Raw genomic sequence first — 17,057 nt, forward strand, 5'->3', positions numbered from 1 at the left:
ATGAATTCGTTATGCGTTACAGGCGTCGCGAAAACTTCAGGTTAATTTTCTTTGCGAACACTTGTTCGAAAATAATGACAAAACTTTCGGGATGATGTAGTCGGAAGGCACACGAGCAACCCGAGGAACAGCAATGAATATCGTCAAGGATCCGTCGCTCTTTCGTGCGGCCTTCTACGCCGATGGGCGGTGGCACAAGGGAGGGAGGGACACCATCAAGGTGGTCAATCCAGCGACCGGCGATGTGATCGGCACCGTGCCCAAAGCCACGCGTGAAGACACGCGCGCCGCAATCGAAGCGGCTCATGCGGCCTTTCCTGACTGGGCCGCGCGGCCGGCGAAGGAACGGTCGGCGATCATGCGCAAATGGTTCGAACTCATCGTCGAGAATGCCGACGATCTTGGCCGTCTGCTGACGGCCGAACAGGGCAAGCCGTTTCCGGAAGCGCGCGGTGAAATTCTCTACGGGGCGGCCTTCTTCGAATGGTTTGCCGAGGATGCCAAGCGCATTTCGGGCGAAACCATTCCGGCGCCGACCAAGGACAAGCGCATGCTGGTGATCCGCCAGCCGATCGGCGTCTGCTCCGCGATCACGCCGTGGAATTTCCCGATGGCCATGATCCCGCGCAAGGCAGGCCCCGCGATCGCCGCCGGCTGCACGATGGTGCTGAAACCGGCAAGTGCCACCCCCTTCTCCGCGTTGGCCTTGGCGGAACTGGCCGAACGCGCCGGTCTGCCGAAAGGTGTGTTCAATGTCGTGACGGGCACTGCAAGCGTCGTCGGCGAAGAATTGGTCACCAATCCGCTGGTGCGCAAGATCACCTTTACCGGCTCGACGGAAGTTGGCCGCGAATTGATGGCCAAGGCTGCCAAAACGATCAAGAAGGTCTCGCTTGAACTCGGCGGCAACGCGCCGCTCATCGTGTTCGACGACGCCTCGCTGGAAACAGCGGTACAGGGCGCTCTCGCCTCCAAATTCCGCAACATGGGCCAGACCTGCGTCTGCGCCAACCGCATCTATGTGCAGGACGGCATCTACGACGCTTTCGTGGCCCGTTTTGCCGAAGTGGTCGCGGCGATGACGGTCGGCAACGGCTTCGATGAAGGCGTCATCCAGGGCCCGCTGATCGACGAGGCGGCGGTCGCCAAGGTCGAGGACCACGTTCGCGACGCGATCGAAGGCGGCGCCCGCGTCGTGACCGGCGGCAAGCGGCATGCCCTCGGCGGCACCTTCTACGAGCCGACCGTGATTGCCGATGCCAAGCAGACGATGAAGATCGCCCATGAGGAAACATTCGGCCCTGTTGCCCCAATCATCCGCTTCACCGATGAGAAAGAGGCAATCCGGCTCGCCAATGATACGGAATACGGCCTGTCGGCCTATTTCTTCACCCGTGATCTCGCCCGCACCTGGCGCGTCGCGGAAGCGCTTGAGGCCGGCCAGATGGGCATCAATACCGGCATCACCGCCTTCGAAGGCGCGCCTTTCGGCGGCGTGAAACAATCCGGCATCGGCCGCGAAGGCTCGCATCACGGCATCGATGAATATCTTGAGCTCAAGTATCTCTGCCTTGGTGACATGAATTGAGCGCAAGAACCGACCCATCGCAGGAGTCGGAAATCGAGGAGATCGCCGCCGACGAAGTCGGCGACCTCACCGCCTCCAGCCGTGACTATGTCAACGCGCTTGCGCGCGGGCTGGAGGTCATCACGGTCTTCACCCGCTTCACGCCGAAAATGACGCTGAGCGAGATCGCACAGGCAACGGGAATGACGCGCGCCACCGCGCGCCGCTTCCTGCTGACCCTGGCGCATGAGGGCTATGTCGATATCAGCGGCAAGCATTTCTCCCTGGCGCCCAAGGTTCTTCAGCTCGGCTTTTCGGCGCTCTCCTCGATGGATCTCTGGGACGTCGCGCAACCCGTGATGAACGGTCTTTCGGAAAAGCTGAGCGAGAGCTGCTTTTCCGCCGTGCTCGACGACCAGTCGGTGATCTATGTCGCACGCGCCACACCGAACAACCGGCGCGTCAATGTCGGCATCTCGATTGGCAGCCGAGTTCCCGCCTATTGCGTCTCGACCGGGCGCGTGTTGCTGGCGGCGCTGCCGGAAGAGGACGTGCATCGCTATATCGAAGACATGGTCTTCACCAAGTTCACGCCGAACACGATCACATCAAAGGTCCAGCTCCGCAGCCTGCTTGATGAAGTCCGGCGACAGGGCTGGTCGATCGTCGATCAGGAACTGGAAGTCGGCCTGCGCTCGCTGTCGGTGCCGATCCGCGATGGCGCAGGCCAGATCGTGGCTGCGCTCAACGTCTGCTGTCCGTCGACCCGCATTAGCCTCGATGACATGAAGACCCGTATCCTGGCGATGACGCTCGAAGCGTCACGCAACATCACGCGCGCATTGCACCGCTGAGCGAGGCTCACGCAAAGCGCATCGGCGTGTAGTCGGTCATATCCTCGCCCGGATCGCGGCCAAGCACCATATTCGCAACCATATCAGCCGAGAGTGGCCCAAGCGTATAGCCGGCATCGCCTGGAATGGCGAAATGCAATCCCTCGACGGATGATACGGGGCCTAGCACGCCTTTGCCGTCAACCGATGTGTTGACGCCGGCCCACGTGCGGATGATCCGCAGGGGGGCGATCTGCGGCGCGATGTGGCGCGCGAGCGTGGCATTGGCGATGAGACTGTCGAGCCGCACTGTCGGATGGTTGCGGTCACCGACAATGTCGGCAGGCCAGCCACCGCCGATGACGATCTGGCCGGTCGCAAACTGCTTCAGCGTGATCATACGGTCGGCATGCTGCACCAGATGGCCGATCATCGGTGCGGTCGCCTCGGTGATATTCATATGCAGGGGCTCGGCGCGCGCCGGGATATGGATGCCCAGCTGGCCGGCGAGCGGCGCCGTGCCGGCGGCTGTAGCGAGAACGAGCATGCCTGACCGAAAAACGGCGCCCCTGGCGGTCTCAACGCGGAAGCCGGAGGCCTCGCGTTTCAGCGTCTTGACCGCCTCTCCCTCCCGCAGGACGACGCCAAGCGATATCAGCCAGCGGTGGATGGCGGCGTTGCATTGAAGCGGGTTGAGCTTTCCCTCGTCGAAGCATATCTCCGCGCCGATCACGGCAGGACCGAGATAGGGTGCCATACGATCGAGATCGGCACGGTCGAGGATATCGACTTCAAGCCCCAGCAACCGCTCCTGCGCCGCTTTGGTATGCAGAAATGCCAGCTGCTCCTCGGTCTCAGCGACCATGAGCCCGCCGTTTTTCTTGATTTCGAAATCCGCACCGAGTTTCTTCTCCAAGGCTTGCCAGAAACGAACGGCTTTCGGATAGAGCGGCAATTGCCGCTGCATGCCCGGCACGTTCTGCGGGTAGAGCTGCATGAAACGGCTCTGCATCTGGACATGAAGGCTGCCGGCATTGGCCGTCGAGCCACCACCTTTCCCTTCATCGATCAGCATGACGCCCTTGCCGGCTTCAGCCAGGAAACCCGCGACGCAGTTGCCCACCACGCCACCGCCGACCACGATGACATCGATATCGTTCCGCGTCACGCCTGGCCACCGCCGGCAAGGTCTTCGATCCTGACGGGCCGTATCGGTACGCGCGGAGCAAAGCCGGAATAATCGTCTCTGGTGTAGCCGAGTTTTGCACCCATGAGCGTATCAAGCACAGGCCCGCAATAACGGCCCTGGCATCTTCCCATGCCGACCCGCGTCTGTCGTTTGACCGCGCCGATCATCGCCAGATCGTCGGCAAGCGCATCCTCGATCTGGCCGAAACTCACCTCTTCGCAGCGGCAGATCAATGTTTCACGATCTGCAAGCGAAGCGTGGTAACCGTCAAAGGCATAGAGCTGCCAGAGTGCCCTCTGGAACCGCCGATGCCTGGCAAGGTCCGCCCGCGATGCTGCAAGGTTCTGCGCAGGCTTGCCGAGGCTTTCCGCTGCCGCAGCGCCGACAAGCATGCCTTCCGCCAAGGCAGCACCCGCGCCGCCGAGGCCGGTGCAATCGCCAAGGGCGTAGAGGCCTGCGACGCTCGTCGATCCCGATACGTCGCGGCGCGTTACCAGCTGGCGGCGCTCGGCATCGAAATCATGCTGACAGCCAAGGCCCCTCAACAATTCGTTGGCCGGCTCGAAGCCATAACCCAGGCATAGCGCATCGACTTCGAAAACTCGTGCATGGCCGCTGCCATCCGCCGCGCCACAGGTCACGCGCAGACCGGCGCCGCTCTTCTCGACCTTGCGCACGACTTCGCTGTAGATGATCGGCGAGCCCGCGCGCATGCGCTTGAGATGATAGTTTATGCCGCTTCGGATCAGCGAGGGCGAAGCCGAGAGCATGGACAAGGCGGTGCCGAGACTGGCGAGCCCCGGCTTTGCCGCCGCCTCGACCACGGCAATGACCTCGGAGCCGGCATCGATCAATTCGGCAGCGAGCTGCAGATTGAGCGGACCATTTCCGGCAATCAGCACTCTCTTCCCAGGACTGCGCCTTGCCGTGCGCCACAGCGTCTGCGCGGCACCTGTCGTCATGACGCCCGGAAGCGTCCAGCCAGGCACGGGCCAGCCGCGCTCATAGGCACCGGTTGCGACGATCGCCGTCCTTGGGCGATAGCGAACCGTTCCTGCCTTGGAAGAGGTGGCAAATTCCAGCGGCGCGAAAGCGCCCCAGACAGTCACGCCGCTCCTGATCAAGACTCCCAGCGAGCGCGCTTCGGCGATCAGCTTTGCGCCTTTGCTATGCTGCGCATCGGGCGGTGCAATGCCCGCGCCTTCGACGTCAGGCTGCTTGAAATACTGGCCGCCCGGCTGCGAACGTTCGTCAACCACCACGACCGCCGCGCCTGCCCGGCGCGCCGCAATTGCAGCAGAAAGGCCGCCTGGCCCGGCGCCGATGACGAGCACGTCAGGCGACTCGACATGGATATCGTCGATCGTGACCGGCGGGCGATAGCCTGACGCCGGCGGCAGAGGTCGCGCATGAGCCTCGGAGCGAACTTTCAGCCGGCCGGTGACCTTGGTCATGCAGGCGCGCTCATTCGGCTGACCATCGATTTCGACCAGGCAATCCTGGCAGACGCCCATGCCGCAGAACATGCCGCGCTCGCGATCCTGTGCCGTCGTGCGGAAAGTTTTCACCCCGGCGGCGGTCAGACATGCCGCCAGGCTTTCGCCATGCCTCGCCTCGATTATGCGTCCGTCGAACTCGATCGTTTCGGTCTTTTCCGTCATCACATTTCCAATCTCAGCCCGCATCTCGCCGCCCAAGGCCTTGGCCCGTTCGAAAGAATTTATACTGATGCGGAGTTGCGCGACCGCACACAATATGTTCTCTCTGCGAACTTCTGTACGTATTCTACACGCGCGGATCTCGTTCGCAAGACCCTGCCAAAGGCCGGAGAGTTTGAATGTCGTTTTTTCTCGATAGCAAGATCGCGCTGGTCACCGGTGGATCGCGGGGACTGGGCGCAGCCATCATTGGATGCCTGGCAAGCCACGGCACCAAGGGCGCGGCGGTTGACCGCGAATTGCCCTCAGAGCCGGCAAAACTGCCGGCCAGTTTCATCGTGATCACCGGCGACGTGAAGGATGAGGCCTCGGTAAAGGCAGCGATCGAACAGACGATCGCGCGGTTCGGAAGGCTGGATATCGTCATTGCCAATGCCGGCGTCGTACCGCCTTGGTCGGAGACGAAGGATCTCGATCTCGGCCAGTGGGACGAGGTAATGGCGATCAACGCGCGCGGCGTGCTTGCTACGATAAAGCACGCGGTTGCACCGCTTTCGGAGACAAGAGGCTCCGTCGTCGTTACCGGATCCATCAATTCCGTCGTCGCTCATCCGAGGCAACTGGTCTACACCGCCAGCAAGCATGCAGTGCTCGGCATCCTGCGCGCAACCGCGCTCGATCTCGGCCGCCACGGCATCCGCGTCAACGGTATTGCACCAGGACCGATCGCCACCGAAGCTTTGGTCGGCCGTATCAGAACGAGGGCGCAATCCGGCCCGTCTGAAAAGGACGCAATCGCCGCACTGGAGGCACAGACAGCACTCGGCAGGCTGGCGACGGCAGAGGAGGTAGCGAATACAGTGGCCTTCCTTGCCAGCGAAGCCGCAAGCGGCATTACCGGCCAGTTGCTTCGCGTCGATGCCGGAATGGCCTGAAGAAGGATTTTCCATTTTCGGACAAAAGTTCGCATCACGTACTTTTTCGGTTGACGAGTGAGCGCGCAATTGTCAGCTTAACACAGGCTTAAAGGAGCGCCGTGCGTTCCAGCCCATAATAATCAGGAACAACCGCACCGGCGTCGTCCGGAACTGGAGGTCTTTCATGCTTGGTAAATTGCTGTCACTTGCGTCGATTGCGGTGGTAAGCGCCGCGCTTACCCTCTCCGCCGCTGAAGCCCGCTCGCTCGACCAGATCATACAGTCCGGAACGATCAAGGTCGGCGTCAATCCGAACTTCCCGCCGATGAGTTCCTATGGCGATACAAACGAGTTCCAAGGCTTCGACATCGACGTCGGCAACAAGATCGCGGAAGCACTCGGCGTCAAGGCCGAGTTCGTCCCGACCGAGACCGCCCAGCGCGTGCCCTTCCTCGTGGCCGACCAGATCGACATTTCGCTCGGCGCCCTGACCCGCAGCGCCGAACGCGCCAAGCTGATCGACTTCACCGTGCCGCTTCACACCGAATCCATGGCCGTGCTGACGACCGACAAGGTCGCCGCCACCAAGTGGACGGATCTCGACACCGACATGGTGACGCTCGTCAACATGCGCGGCAACTGGTCGGTCGACTTCCTCAAGGACAAGCTGCCGAAGTCCAAGGTGCTGCTGGTTGAAAGCAACGCCGATACCGTTCGCGCCATCGCCCAGGGCCGCGCCGACGCGCTGGTCGAAAACGTCGACTTCTTCATGTCCTTCACCAAGAACTATCCCGATGTGAAGTGGAAGACGCTGAACGACACGATCTTCACCAACTACGATTGCATCGGCGTTTCCAAGGGCAATGAAGGCCTGCGCGCCTTCCTCAACACGCTCCTCTTCGACCTCCATTCCAACGAATACATCAACACCACCTGGGTCAAGTGGTATGGTTCTCCTATGCTGAAGCCGGTCGTTCCGAACCCGTTCTTCTGATTGTCACGTGGCGGCGACTCGGAGATATTTTCTCCGGGTCGTTTCCGAACAATCCCGATGCGGATGCCGATCCTCAGACAAGGGACCGAGACGTTTGAACTACACATTCCAATATAGCGTTGTTCTCCAGCACCTGCCCTATCTGATCGACGGGGCGCTGGTGACCCTTCAAGTCGCGTTCATTTCCTTCTGGCTCGGCGCGGTCATTGGTCTTGCGGGCGCGCTGGCGAAATTGCGCGGCGGCAAGATCCTGCGCGGTGTCGTCGGCGCCTATGTCACGTTTTTCACCAATACACCGGTCCTGGTGCAAATCTTCTTCCTGTTCTACGCACTGCCTGATATCGGCGTCGTGCTTGATCCCTTCACCGCCGTCATCATCGGCCTTACGGTCAATACCGGAGCCTACCTGACGGAAATCCTGCGCGGCGGCATGCTTTCGGTGCGCAAGACGGAACTGGAAACGGCCGAAGTTCTCGGCATGTCGCATCTGCAGACCCTGCGCTACGTGATCCTGCCGCACATCGCCAAGACGCTGTTTGCCCCACTTAGTAATTTCTTCATCTGGCTCGTGCTCGGCAGCTCAATGGCGGCGATTTTCGGCGTCGAAGAACTGACCGGCCGCGCCATCAATATCTCCACGAGCAACATGCGTACGATTGAAACCTTCTCCGTGGTGGCTGTTATCTATATCCTCTTGACCATCATTGCTTCGGCAGCGCTTGCCCTGCTGGGTCGCTGGGCATTCCGCGTGACGGCGAGGATCTTCTGATGTTCGATCAGATCTTGGCGCAGGCGCCGCGTTTCTTCACCTATTACAACATGATCTTCCTTTTGAAGGGCATGGGCATAACTCTGCTGCTGACGGTGCTCGGCTGCGTGGTGGGGTTCGTCTTCGGCTTCGTGATTGCCGCCGTCCGCTCGACCAAGGCCACGTCGCTTTTGCCCTTCCGGATTCTTGTCACGGTCTATGTCGAAATCTTCCGGCGCATCCCGTTTCTCGTTACGCTCTTCATCATCATGTTTGCCATTCAGGTGATCAGCCGGGATATCTCGTTATTCACGATCGCGGTCATCTCGATCTGCATGCTGTCGACAGCCTTCCTTTCCGAGATCATCCGCGCCGGCATGGAATCCGTGCCGCAACAGCAGGTCGAAGCTGCGGAAACCCTCAATTTCGGCTTCTGGCGCACGCAGTTGCGGGTAATCCTGCCGCAGTCCTGGAAAGTCATCATCCCACCGGCCTTCGCCTTCATGGTGATGTTCATCAAGGACACCTCGCTCGCCTCCCAGATGGGCGTGATCGAGCTCACCTTCACAGGCAAGAGCCTGATGAATCGCGGCTTTTCGCCCTTCCTCGTCTACGGTGCCATTCTACTCGGCTACTTTATCATGTCATATCCGCTCGCGCGGCTGGGTGCCTATATGGAGAAACGTTTTGCCACTTCTTGAAGTCAAAAACCTGTCGGCCTCCTACGGCACATACAAGGTTTTGGAAAACATCAACCTGTCGATCGAAAAGGGTGAGGTCGTCAGCCTCATCGGCTCTTCAGGTTCCGGCAAAAGCACTTTGCTGCGCGTGCTGATGGGCTTGCTGAAGCCAGCCGAAGGCAATGTGACGATCGACGGACAGTCGGTGAATTACGGGTCGCGATCCAGCCTGCGCTCAATCCGCGACCGCATGGCCATCGTTTTCCAGCAGTATAATCTCTTCCAGAACATGGATGTGTTGCGCAACGTCATGATTGCGCCTGTCGAAATCAAGAAGCGCCCGAAAGCGGATGTCGATAGCGAAGCCCGCGCGATCCTCGACCGGGTCGGCCTGTCTGCGAAGCTGAAAGCCTATCCCGACCAGCTCTCCGGCGGCCAGCAGCAGCGCGTGGCGATTGCCCGGGCGCTGGCGCTCAAGCCGGAAATCCTGCTCCTGGACGAGGTCACGGCGGCACTCGACCCCGAACTCGTCAACGAAGTGCTGGATACTGTCGGCCAGCTGGCGAATGAAGGCATCACCATGCTGATCGTCTCCCACGAAATGGGTTTCGTGCGCAAAGTTTCTTCGCGCGTTGTCATGATGGACAAGGGGCAGATCGTCGAAGTCGGCACGCCGGCAGAAATTTTCGAGACGCCCAAGCAGCCGCGCACGACGGAGTTCGTCAGCAAGATCCTGCGGCATTGAACGACAATTTGAGGAGAACCGCGACGCGGTGTTCCTTTCGCAGTGCTTCCGCAATCTCCAGATGGCGCAAGCGCTGGAAACGCGTGTCAGGTCTTCGGTAGAAACGGCGTCAGGTCGATATCGAACGGTGCCGGTTTACCCTGCACCAGATTGGCGACGATGCGAGCGGCGATCGGCCCGGCAGTGAAGCCCATCCAGGGAAAGAAGTTGACGAAGAAGCCCGGCGATTTCCTGATTTCGCCCAGAATCGGCTTCCAGTCTTCAGTCCCGTTGACGATGGCCGCCCAGGTCCGCAGAACCTTGATATCGCGCAGAGCCGGCACGACGGAGAGCGCCACACCCATGTTTTTGCTCAATGACTCAGGATTTGCGACAGGTGTGCCGTGAGGCCCGATATTGGCCTCCCAGCCGCCGCCGATCAGCAGCGAGCCAACCTGGTTCTGCTTCAGCGTCAACTTGTCACTGGCGCAATAGAGGAGATGCGGAATAAGCGGCCCGACCTTCTCGGTGGCGCTGACCTGAATCGGAAAGCCCTGAACATCGGCAAGATCGATGCCAAGCATTTCGGCAATTCTGCCGGCATCGGAACCTGCCGCATTGACGACCCGGCGCGCCGAAAATTTGCCTTTGCTGGTTGCGACATCATAGCCCTGGTTCGTGCGCTCGATGCCCAGCACCGCGGTCTGCCGCTCGATGCGAACGCCACGCTGGCGAGCGACCCGCGCAAAAGCAGGTGCCGCGGCAAAGGGATTGGCCTTGCCTTCGTCGGGGCAGAAGGCGCCGCCGATCATCTCCTCCGAGACGTAGGGCGCCTCGCGCGCAATATCGGCGCGGTCGAAGAGCTGGATTTCGAGCCCCTGCTCCCGCTCGTAGCGCGCCTTGCGCTCGATGGCGCGCATATCATAGGGCGTACGGGCCACAAGAAGGCCGCCGCGCAGCTTGACCTCGAGATCCGCGCCAAGCTCGTCGCCCAGCCCGCGCCATATCTCGATCGATTTTGCCAGAAGTCCCACCGTCGATGCGTAACTCGCGGCCCAGGTCTCGCCGAGCCGCACGAAAGGATCGTGCGGGATCTGTGCATGCAGACTGCCGGCATTGGAGCCCGACGCCAGGGTGTTGAGATCGAAACGCTCAAGGAGCGTGACATCCACGCCGTCAGCCGCGAGATAATAGGCCGTGGCGCAACCTGCCAGCCCGCCACCAATCACAATAACATCTGCTGTCATTTATTCGTCTGGCGCCCGCAAAGGTCTTGGTATCGAAAGTTCACTATGATAACTTTTGTTCGCATATCGCACTCTTAAAATCAATGTGCCAAGCGCCAAAAACAGATATCAGGATTTGCAGGTGACCGTTTCCAAGCTTTTTACGCCGTTCACGATCCGCTCGGTGACCTTCCCGAATCGTATCGTCCTGTCGCCTATGTGCCAGTATGCGGCTGTCGAGGGAGAGGTAAAGGACTGGCATCTCGCGCATCATTCACGCTTTGCTTTGAGCGGCGTCGGCGGCGCGATCGTCGAGGCGACCGGCGTGACGAAGGAGGGCCGCATTACGCCTGGCTGCCTCGGCCTTTGGCACGGTGGGCAGATCGAGGGCCTGGCTAGGATTACCAAGCTCTATCGCAGCCACGGCATTCCCGTCGGCATCCAACTGGCCCATGCTGGGCGCAAGGCAAGCTCGGCGGCGCCCTGGGACGGCGCGGGCCCGCTCTCGGCATCGGCGCCCGAGGCGGCATGGCGCACCGTGGGGCCGAGCCCGATCGCGCATACATTGACCTGGCCCACACCACACGCGCTTTCAGCCGAGGAGATTGCGGAGATCGTTGAGAGTTTCGCGGCGGCTGCAAGACGTGCCGTGGAGGCAGGCTTCGACTTCGTCGAGGTCCATGGCGCGCATGGCTATCTCCTCCACAGCTTTCTCTCGCCGCTCGCCAACATGCGCAATGACGGTTACGGCGGCACGGCCGAGAAGCGCATGCGATTTGCGCTGGAGGTGGCGGCAGCGGTGCGGACGGCCATCCCTTCGACGATGCCGCTTTTCTGGCGTGTTTCGGCTGTCGATCACGATCCGCAGGGACTGGGCATTGGCGATACCGTCCAGCTTTCGGCAGCGCTGAAGCAATCCGGCATCGACGTCATCGACGCCTCGAGCGGCGGTATCAATGGCCCGATCGCGCGGGCGAACATCCCCCAGCATCCGGGACATCAGGTGCCCTTTGCGGCGCAAATTCGCCGCGAAGCGGACATCGCCACCATGGCGGTCGGTCTCATCGTCGATGGAGCCCAGGCGGAGAACGTGATTGCTCACGGAAGTGCCGATCTGGTGGCGCTGGGCCGCGAACTTCTGGCGGATCCGGCTTTTGCATATCGGGCCGCACAGGCCTTGAAACTGCCGTCGCCGGAGCAGGTCTTGCCGGCGCAATTTGCATTCTACCTGACACGACGCGAGCAGGTCTTGTCAGCCTTTAAGCGTCAATAAGGTATCATAAAACCTCATTATTGGCGAAGACTGGCAGTTCGGCGTGTACAAAAGTGCGAAATCTATCGCCTCTGCTTGCAACACATGCCATAGCTGGATAATTCGACTCTCTTACCACCGACCAGGCGAGAAAAAATGGCAACTGCAACAAAAGCTAAAAAGCAGGCCGAGGAAACACCTCTCGAAGACGAAAATGCACGCGACTACGTCACATCCTTCGCACGTGGACTGGATGTCATCCGGACTTTCACCCGTTCCAAGCCGCGAATGACCTTGAGCGAAGTCGCGGAACAGGCCGACATGAACCGCGCCGCCGCAAGGCGCTTCCTGTTGACACTGGTGCGTGAAGGTTATGCCGAGTTCGACGGCAAGTATTTCGGGCTCAATCCAAAGATCCTGGAGTTGGGCTTCTCTGCATTGGCGTCCATGAGCCTGCCGGAAACCGTTCAGCCTGTTCTCAACGACCTGGCTGAAAAGTTGCAGGAAAGCTGCTTCTGTGTGCTTCTCGACGGCGATTCCACCGTCTACATCGCGGCAGCGAAATCACGCCGTATGATCAATGTCTCGATCGAGCTCGGCAGCCGTGCGCCGGCCCATTGCATGTCCTCCGGTCGCGTTCTGCTCGGCAGCCTTAAAGCCGAGGAACTCGATGCGATTCTGGAGAGCATCAAGCTCGAACAGATCACCGAAAACACGGTCACATCGAAGCTGAAGCTACGAAGTGCCATCCGCGATGCGCGCACCAAGGGCTATTCGATCGTCGATCAGGAATATGAGATTGGCCTGCGCTCGATTTCGGTGCCGATCGCCGATCGTGCCGGCCACGTTATTGCGGCACTCAACGTCTGTTGCCCGAGCCCGCGCTATACGCTGGAAGAGATGACGCAGAAGGTCCTGCCAGCCCTGCTCGACAGTTCCAGCCGCATTACGCTCTCACTGCCGCACTAGGGTCTTTTGTTTTCGTTTGTCTTTTCGGGAAAACCGGTTCCCACTTTTCCCTGACAACTCTAAATCAGCAATACCATGGTCCAGATATGAAAATGAGCGCCTTGGGCGCTCATTTTCACTGGGAGCTTACGCACTGATACTTAGGCTGCCGCGTTCTTGTCGAGGTCGACCAGCAGCTGATCGAGTTCCTTCATCACACCGGCAAGAACGGCGAGCCGCTCCTTGCCTTCCTCACCGAGCGAGGCAAAAGTGGTCAGAGGCGCACGCACGTCGCCGACAGGATAGCCGGCAAGAGCGGCCAACGCCTTGGAATAGCACTGGTGGCCATAGGTCGGATGACCCTCGGCGATTGTGTGCTCGATCTTGGTGATATGCCGCTGGATCTTCTTGGCATCTTCGATCCGACCGGCTTCCAGGAGGTTCCAGAGCTTCTGCGTGGCGCGCGGAATATAGTTGCCGAACGGGTCGACATAACCGATGGCGCCGAGCAGGAAGGACTCGACGATCCGCTCGCCGGCGAACACCTTCATGCCGCCGTTCGATTCCTTGATGACGTCGAAAACCCGGCCAACATCGGTCGAGGCTTCCTTAATATACTGAACCTGCTCGAAAGCCCCCGTCAGCCGCGCCACAAGCTTGGCGGACATATCAACATTCGACGTGAACGGGTTGTTGTAGAGCATGATCGGCAGCTTGGTGGCTGCACAGATCGCCTTGTAGTAACCGAAAATCTCCTCCTCGGTGGGGGTATAATAATAAGGCGGCAGGATCATCAGGCCGTCGGCCCCGAGATCTTCAGCCATCTTCGCATAGGCGGCGGCACGCGGCGTATAGGCGTTCATCGCCCCCACCAGGACATGCATGCGGCCATTGACGTGTTTTACCGTCGCTTCGACATAGTCGTTGCGCTCGTCATCCGTCAGCGTCAGGAATTCGCCTGTTGTTCCCAGAATGATGACGCCCGGAACGCCGCATTCGATCTGCCAATCCAGAAACCGCTTCAGGGCCTCGTAGTCGATTTTCTCTCCACCCGGCGTGAAGGGAGTAACGGTAACTGTATAGCTCCCCCTGAACTCAATGCCCATGCGACTTCTCTCCTCATTTCAATGCCTTTCGCGGAACGTCCGCTTGGATGTCGAACGCGAACGGGATATGCGATGCATTAATCGAACATTTGTTCATATGGCGCACAATGTCAACATCGGCTCTCAAACTAATCATAGGAAAACGATCGCTCGCCATTCTCCCGACCATCAGACCGCTCAGCGCACATATGTGGCACCGTTGACATCGATGGTGCCGCCCGTCATGTGGCGGCAGGCGCCGGTGGCGAGGAAGCCGATCAGCGAGCCGATTTCCTCCGGCGGCACCCATTCCTTCATCGCCAGGTCCGCCGTCAGCTTCTCTACGCCGCCGAGAACCAGTGCCGATTCCTCCGACATGCGCGTCTTCACAACACCCGGCGCGATGATGAAGGCCAGGATGTTCTGATCGGCATAGGTGCGGGCAATCGTCTGCGTCGCAGCCTTGATCGCGCCTTTCGATGCCGCATAGGCGATGGTTTTCGGGCTGGATGAGCCGCGCTGTGCATTCCAGCTGACAACGGTCACGATAATGCCGCCGCCGTTGGTCTTGTAGTGATGCACGGCGTTGCGCATGAGATCAGCCGGCGCGCGCACGTTGACCTGCATGGTCTTGTCCCAGACCTCGTCCCACTCAGCCTCGTCCTCTTCGATGCCGCCGGCATTGAGGAAAATGGCGGCGTTGTTGACAAGAACATCGACGCGGCCCTTCCAGGCAACGGCCTGCTCCCATAGTTGCCGGACATCTTCCGGCTTCGAGAAATCGGCCTGCAAGGCCAGTGCGCGCGCGGGATCGACCCCGGCGAGGACAGCTTCGACGCCCGCGCGATCGCCACCGTAGTGCGCGATCAGATTGGCACCCATCCCCAGCAACATCTTTGCGGTTTCGGCACCAATTCCTTTCGACGCACCCGTCAAAAGCACCGTCTTTCCGGTCAGAGAAAACATCGATCGCCATCCTCTTCAATACGCATCGCTCACTAGCCGAACATTTGTGCGAATTTCAAGCATTTTCTGTTGCCCTCTTTTGCCCGCAAGAAATAGACTGCGACCCAAATGGTCGTCCGAGGAGAGCAAAAAGCATGGCGGATTCAGAGGCCAAATCGCAGAAGATCAGCATTGTCGGCTCGGGTTCGATCGGTGCCGCCTGGGCCATCGTTTTTGCCCGCGCCGGTTTCGTGGTCGCGCTCAACGATATATCGCCCACCCAGCTTAAAAGCGCGGAGGCTGTCATCGGAGAGCGCCTCAGTGAACTTGAAACCTTCGGCTTGCTCGGCGGCGACCCGGCCACCATCGCCAGCCGTATTCGCTACGATGATGATCTGACATCCGCGGTCGAAGACGCCGATCTGGTCATTGAGGCGGCGCCCGAAGTACCCGAACTCAAACGCGCGCTTTTCGCGCATTTGGCCGCAGCCACGCGCGAGACAGCGATCCTTGCTTCGTCGTCGTCGGCCATCACCGCAAGTGCCATCGCACATGACCTGCCGCACCGCCACCGCTGCCTCGTGGCCCATCCCGGCAATCCTCCATATCTCCTGCCCGTGGTGGAGATCGTTCCCGCTGAATTTACCGCGTCAGACATCGTCGCCGCAGCCCAGTCGCTTTTCACGCATGCCGGCATGTCCGTTGTCACCCTCGGCAAGGAAGTCGAAGGCTTCGTGTTCAACCGTTTGCAGGGCGCAGTGCTGCGCGAAGCCTATTGCCTCGTTCGCGATGGCGTCGTCTCCGTCGATGACCTCGACAAGATTATCCGGGACGGGCTCGGCATGCGTTACGCCTTCATCGGTCCGTTTGAAACCAGCGACCTCAACGTCCGCGGCGGCATCACCGCGCATGCGGCGCGAATGGGAGCCGCCTATGAACGCATGGGAGCCGAGCGCGGCCAGCACGACTCCTGGACGCCGGATCTCGTCGCCACTGTCGCAAGCCAGCGGCGGGAGCAACTGCCGCTGGACAGATGGAGTGAGCGCGTCGCCTGGCGCGACCGACGGCTGATGGCGCTCAATCGTCTGAAGCAGGACCTGTCCCGCGATGATGGCTGAGCACAGCAGGATCGGTCTGATCGTCAATCCCATCGCCGGCATCGGTGGACCGCTCGCTGCCCGCAGCAGTGACGGCTTTGCGACGATGCAGGAGGCCGAAAATCTGGGTGGAAAAGCCGTCTCGGCCGATCGTGCGCTGCGCGCGCTGCGGCGGCTTCATATGCTGCGTCCGGAGACTGAAATCATCACGATGGCCGATCCGATGGGCCTCTCTGTGGCCCGTGCAGCCGGGTTTAATCCATCGATATGTGGTGGCCCGATCAAGGACCATTCAACGGCGCTGGATACACAGGTTGCCGCCCGCAGCATGTTGGAAAGCCGGGTGCGGCTTATCCTGTTTGCCGGCGGAGACGGCACCGCGCGTGACATATTCGAAACCGCGGCCGAACGTATACCCCTTGTCGGCATTCCGAGCGGCGTGAAAATGCACTCATCGGTTTTTGCCCTGAGCCCAGAGGCCGCGGGCGAAACCGTGGCAATCGCCTTGCGCCAGCCCCTCGGCAGCCGGTTGGCGGAAATCATGGACGCCGACGCCGATGCGCTCGCGGCAGGCAGACCGTCGGCGCAACTGTTCGGCTATGCTGCCACACCCGACGTGCCGCGGCTTTTCCAGGCCGTGAAAGGCGCCAGACCGAACGGTGGCGAGGCCGAAATCGAAACGCTCGGCCGGATGCTGGCGCGGGAGGCCGAACCGGGGCAACTGCTGCTCTTCGGGCCAGGCACCACGATGGCCGCAATCAAGAGGGGCTTCGGCTGCGCCGGCACCCTCATGGGCGTCGACGCCATGGTCGATGACCGGGTGATCGCAACGGATGCCGATGCGGCGACGCTCGAACAGCTCTGCCGCACGCATGCCCAAAGGGTTCTCATGGTCGGCATCGTCGGTGGCCAGGGATTCATTTTTGGCCGCGGCAACCAGCAGATCACGCCTGACGTTATCCGCCACGTCAGCACTGACAGCCTCAGGATCATCGCCACGCGCGAGAAACTGCACGCCCTCGCCCCAAATCCGTTGCGCATCGATACGGGCGACATGGACCTGGATCGCGCGCTCGAGGGTTATCGCCGTGTCCATACCGGGCCGAATGACAGCATGATCATGTGCATCGCCGCAGGTTTCTGAATCGCCACATACGCGCTTGTAACATGCGAACATTTGTGCGAATTTCACGA

The 17,057-nt window shown here is 60.4% G+C and carries 16 protein-coding genes; 11 read left to right on the forward strand and 5 right to left on the reverse strand.

The genetic code is table 11. The features are described 5' to 3' along the window. Positions 1-133 precede the first annotated feature (133 nt). Together VGN93_RS10880 and VGN93_RS10885 are read left to right on the forward strand one after the other, a co-directional pair. Positions 134-1,588, forward strand: coding sequence for an NAD-dependent succinate-semialdehyde dehydrogenase (locus VGN93_RS10880; RefSeq protein WP_327507528.1), 1,455 nt, complete (start codon positions 134-136; stop codon positions 1,586-1,588). Continuing rightward, positions 1,585-2,421: an IclR family transcriptional regulator domain-containing protein gene (locus tag VGN93_RS10885; RefSeq protein WP_327507529.1), complete on the forward strand. Its 837-nt coding sequence runs from the start codon at positions 1,585-1,587 to the stop codon at positions 2,419-2,421. The genes VGN93_RS10880 and VGN93_RS10885 overlap by 4 nt, the downstream gene beginning before the upstream one ends. Before the next feature lie 7 nt (positions 2,422-2,428). Here the strand turns inward: VGN93_RS10885 and VGN93_RS10890 are convergent, their stop codons facing one another. Next, on the reverse strand, positions 2,429-3,568 hold the full coding sequence (locus VGN93_RS10890; protein WP_327507530.1) for an FAD-binding oxidoreductase: 1,140 nt from the start codon (positions 3,566-3,568) through the stop codon (positions 2,429-2,431). Continuing rightward, positions 3,565-5,286 (reverse strand): FAD-dependent oxidoreductase, encoded by a 1,722-nt coding sequence (locus VGN93_RS10895; RefSeq protein WP_327507531.1) that lies wholly within the window; start codon positions 5,284-5,286, stop codon positions 3,565-3,567. The genes VGN93_RS10890 and VGN93_RS10895 overlap by 4 nt, the downstream gene beginning before the upstream one ends. Positions 5,287-5,426: 140 nt before the next feature. Here VGN93_RS10895 and VGN93_RS10900 point away from each other — a divergent pair, with 140 nt between their 5' ends. The 5 genes from VGN93_RS10900 to VGN93_RS10920 all read left to right on the forward strand — a co-directional run bounded on the left by VGN93_RS10900 (position 5,427) and on the right by VGN93_RS10920 (position 9,331). Beyond that, positions 5,427-6,182 carry an SDR family NAD(P)-dependent oxidoreductase gene (locus VGN93_RS10900; protein WP_327507532.1) on the forward strand — a complete coding sequence of 252 codons (756 nt, stop codon included), beginning with the start codon at positions 5,427-5,429 and terminating at the stop codon, positions 6,180-6,182. 166 nt (positions 6,183-6,348) lie between these two features. Next, entirely contained in the window at positions 6,349-7,158 is an 810-nt protein-coding gene (locus tag VGN93_RS10905) for a transporter substrate-binding domain-containing protein (protein ID WP_319316894.1), read from the forward strand. 94 nt (positions 7,159-7,252) lie between these two features. Next, on the forward strand, positions 7,253-7,927 hold the full coding sequence (locus VGN93_RS10910) for an amino acid ABC transporter permease (RefSeq protein WP_319316897.1): 675 nt from the start codon (positions 7,253-7,255) through the stop codon (positions 7,925-7,927). After that, the gene (locus tag VGN93_RS10915) at positions 7,927-8,607 is read left to right on the forward strand and encodes an amino acid ABC transporter permease (protein ID WP_319316899.1); all 681 of its coding nucleotides are present in this window, start codon (positions 7,927-7,929) and stop codon (positions 8,605-8,607) included. Before VGN93_RS10910 ends, VGN93_RS10915 begins: the two co-directional genes overlap by 1 nt. After that, a complete protein-coding gene (locus VGN93_RS10920) occupies positions 8,594-9,331 on the forward strand; it encodes an amino acid ABC transporter ATP-binding protein (RefSeq protein ID WP_319316902.1) in 738 nt (245 codons plus the stop codon). Before VGN93_RS10915 ends, VGN93_RS10920 begins: the two co-directional genes overlap by 14 nt. Before the next feature lie 86 nt (positions 9,332-9,417). Here VGN93_RS10920 and VGN93_RS10925 read toward each other — a convergent pair whose 3' ends face one another. Next, positions 9,418-10,557 (reverse strand): FAD-binding oxidoreductase, encoded by a 1,140-nt coding sequence (locus tag VGN93_RS10925; protein ID WP_327507533.1) that lies wholly within the window; start codon positions 10,555-10,557, stop codon positions 9,418-9,420. Positions 10,558-10,678: 121 nt separating this feature from the next. On the opposite strand from VGN93_RS10925, the gene VGN93_RS10930 reads away from it, so the two are divergent. Both VGN93_RS10930 and VGN93_RS10935 read left to right on the forward strand, forming a co-directional pair. Further along, positions 10,679-11,809, forward strand: coding sequence for an NADH:flavin oxidoreductase/NADH oxidase (locus VGN93_RS10930; protein ID WP_327507534.1), 1,131 nt, complete (start codon positions 10,679-10,681; stop codon positions 11,807-11,809). A 135-nt stretch (positions 11,810-11,944) separates the two neighbouring features. After that, complete coding sequence (locus VGN93_RS10935) at positions 11,945-12,757, forward strand: IclR family transcriptional regulator domain-containing protein (RefSeq protein WP_319316912.1); 813 nt, start codon at positions 11,945-11,947, stop codon at positions 12,755-12,757. 140 nt (positions 12,758-12,897) lie between these two features. On the opposite strand, the gene VGN93_RS10940 is transcribed toward VGN93_RS10935, so the two are convergent. Both VGN93_RS10940 and VGN93_RS10945 read right to left on the reverse strand, forming a co-directional pair. After that, positions 12,898-13,842: a dihydrodipicolinate synthase family protein gene (locus tag VGN93_RS10940; protein WP_327507535.1), complete on the reverse strand. Its 945-nt coding sequence runs from the start codon at positions 13,840-13,842 to the stop codon at positions 12,898-12,900. 177 nt (positions 13,843-14,019) lie between these two features. Beyond that, on the reverse strand, positions 14,020-14,787 hold the full coding sequence (locus tag VGN93_RS10945; RefSeq protein ID WP_327507536.1) for an SDR family oxidoreductase: 768 nt from the start codon (positions 14,785-14,787) through the stop codon (positions 14,020-14,022). 134 nt (positions 14,788-14,921) lie between these two features. Here VGN93_RS10945 and VGN93_RS10950 point away from each other — a divergent pair, with 134 nt between their 5' ends. Continuing rightward, positions 14,922-15,884, forward strand: a complete 963-nt coding sequence (locus tag VGN93_RS10950) for a 3-hydroxyacyl-CoA dehydrogenase (protein WP_327507537.1) — start codon at positions 14,922-14,924, stop codon at positions 15,882-15,884. Further along, positions 15,874-17,007 carry an ATP-NAD kinase family protein gene (locus VGN93_RS10955; protein WP_327507538.1) on the forward strand — a complete coding sequence of 378 codons (1,134 nt, stop codon included), beginning with the start codon at positions 15,874-15,876 and terminating at the stop codon, positions 17,005-17,007. Before VGN93_RS10950 ends, VGN93_RS10955 begins: the two co-directional genes overlap by 11 nt. Positions 17,008-17,057: the final 50 nt, after the last annotated feature.

The sequence above is a fragment of the Shinella sp. genome, assembly GCF_035998705.1.
Lineage (GTDB): Bacteria > Pseudomonadota > Alphaproteobacteria > Rhizobiales > Rhizobiaceae > Shinella.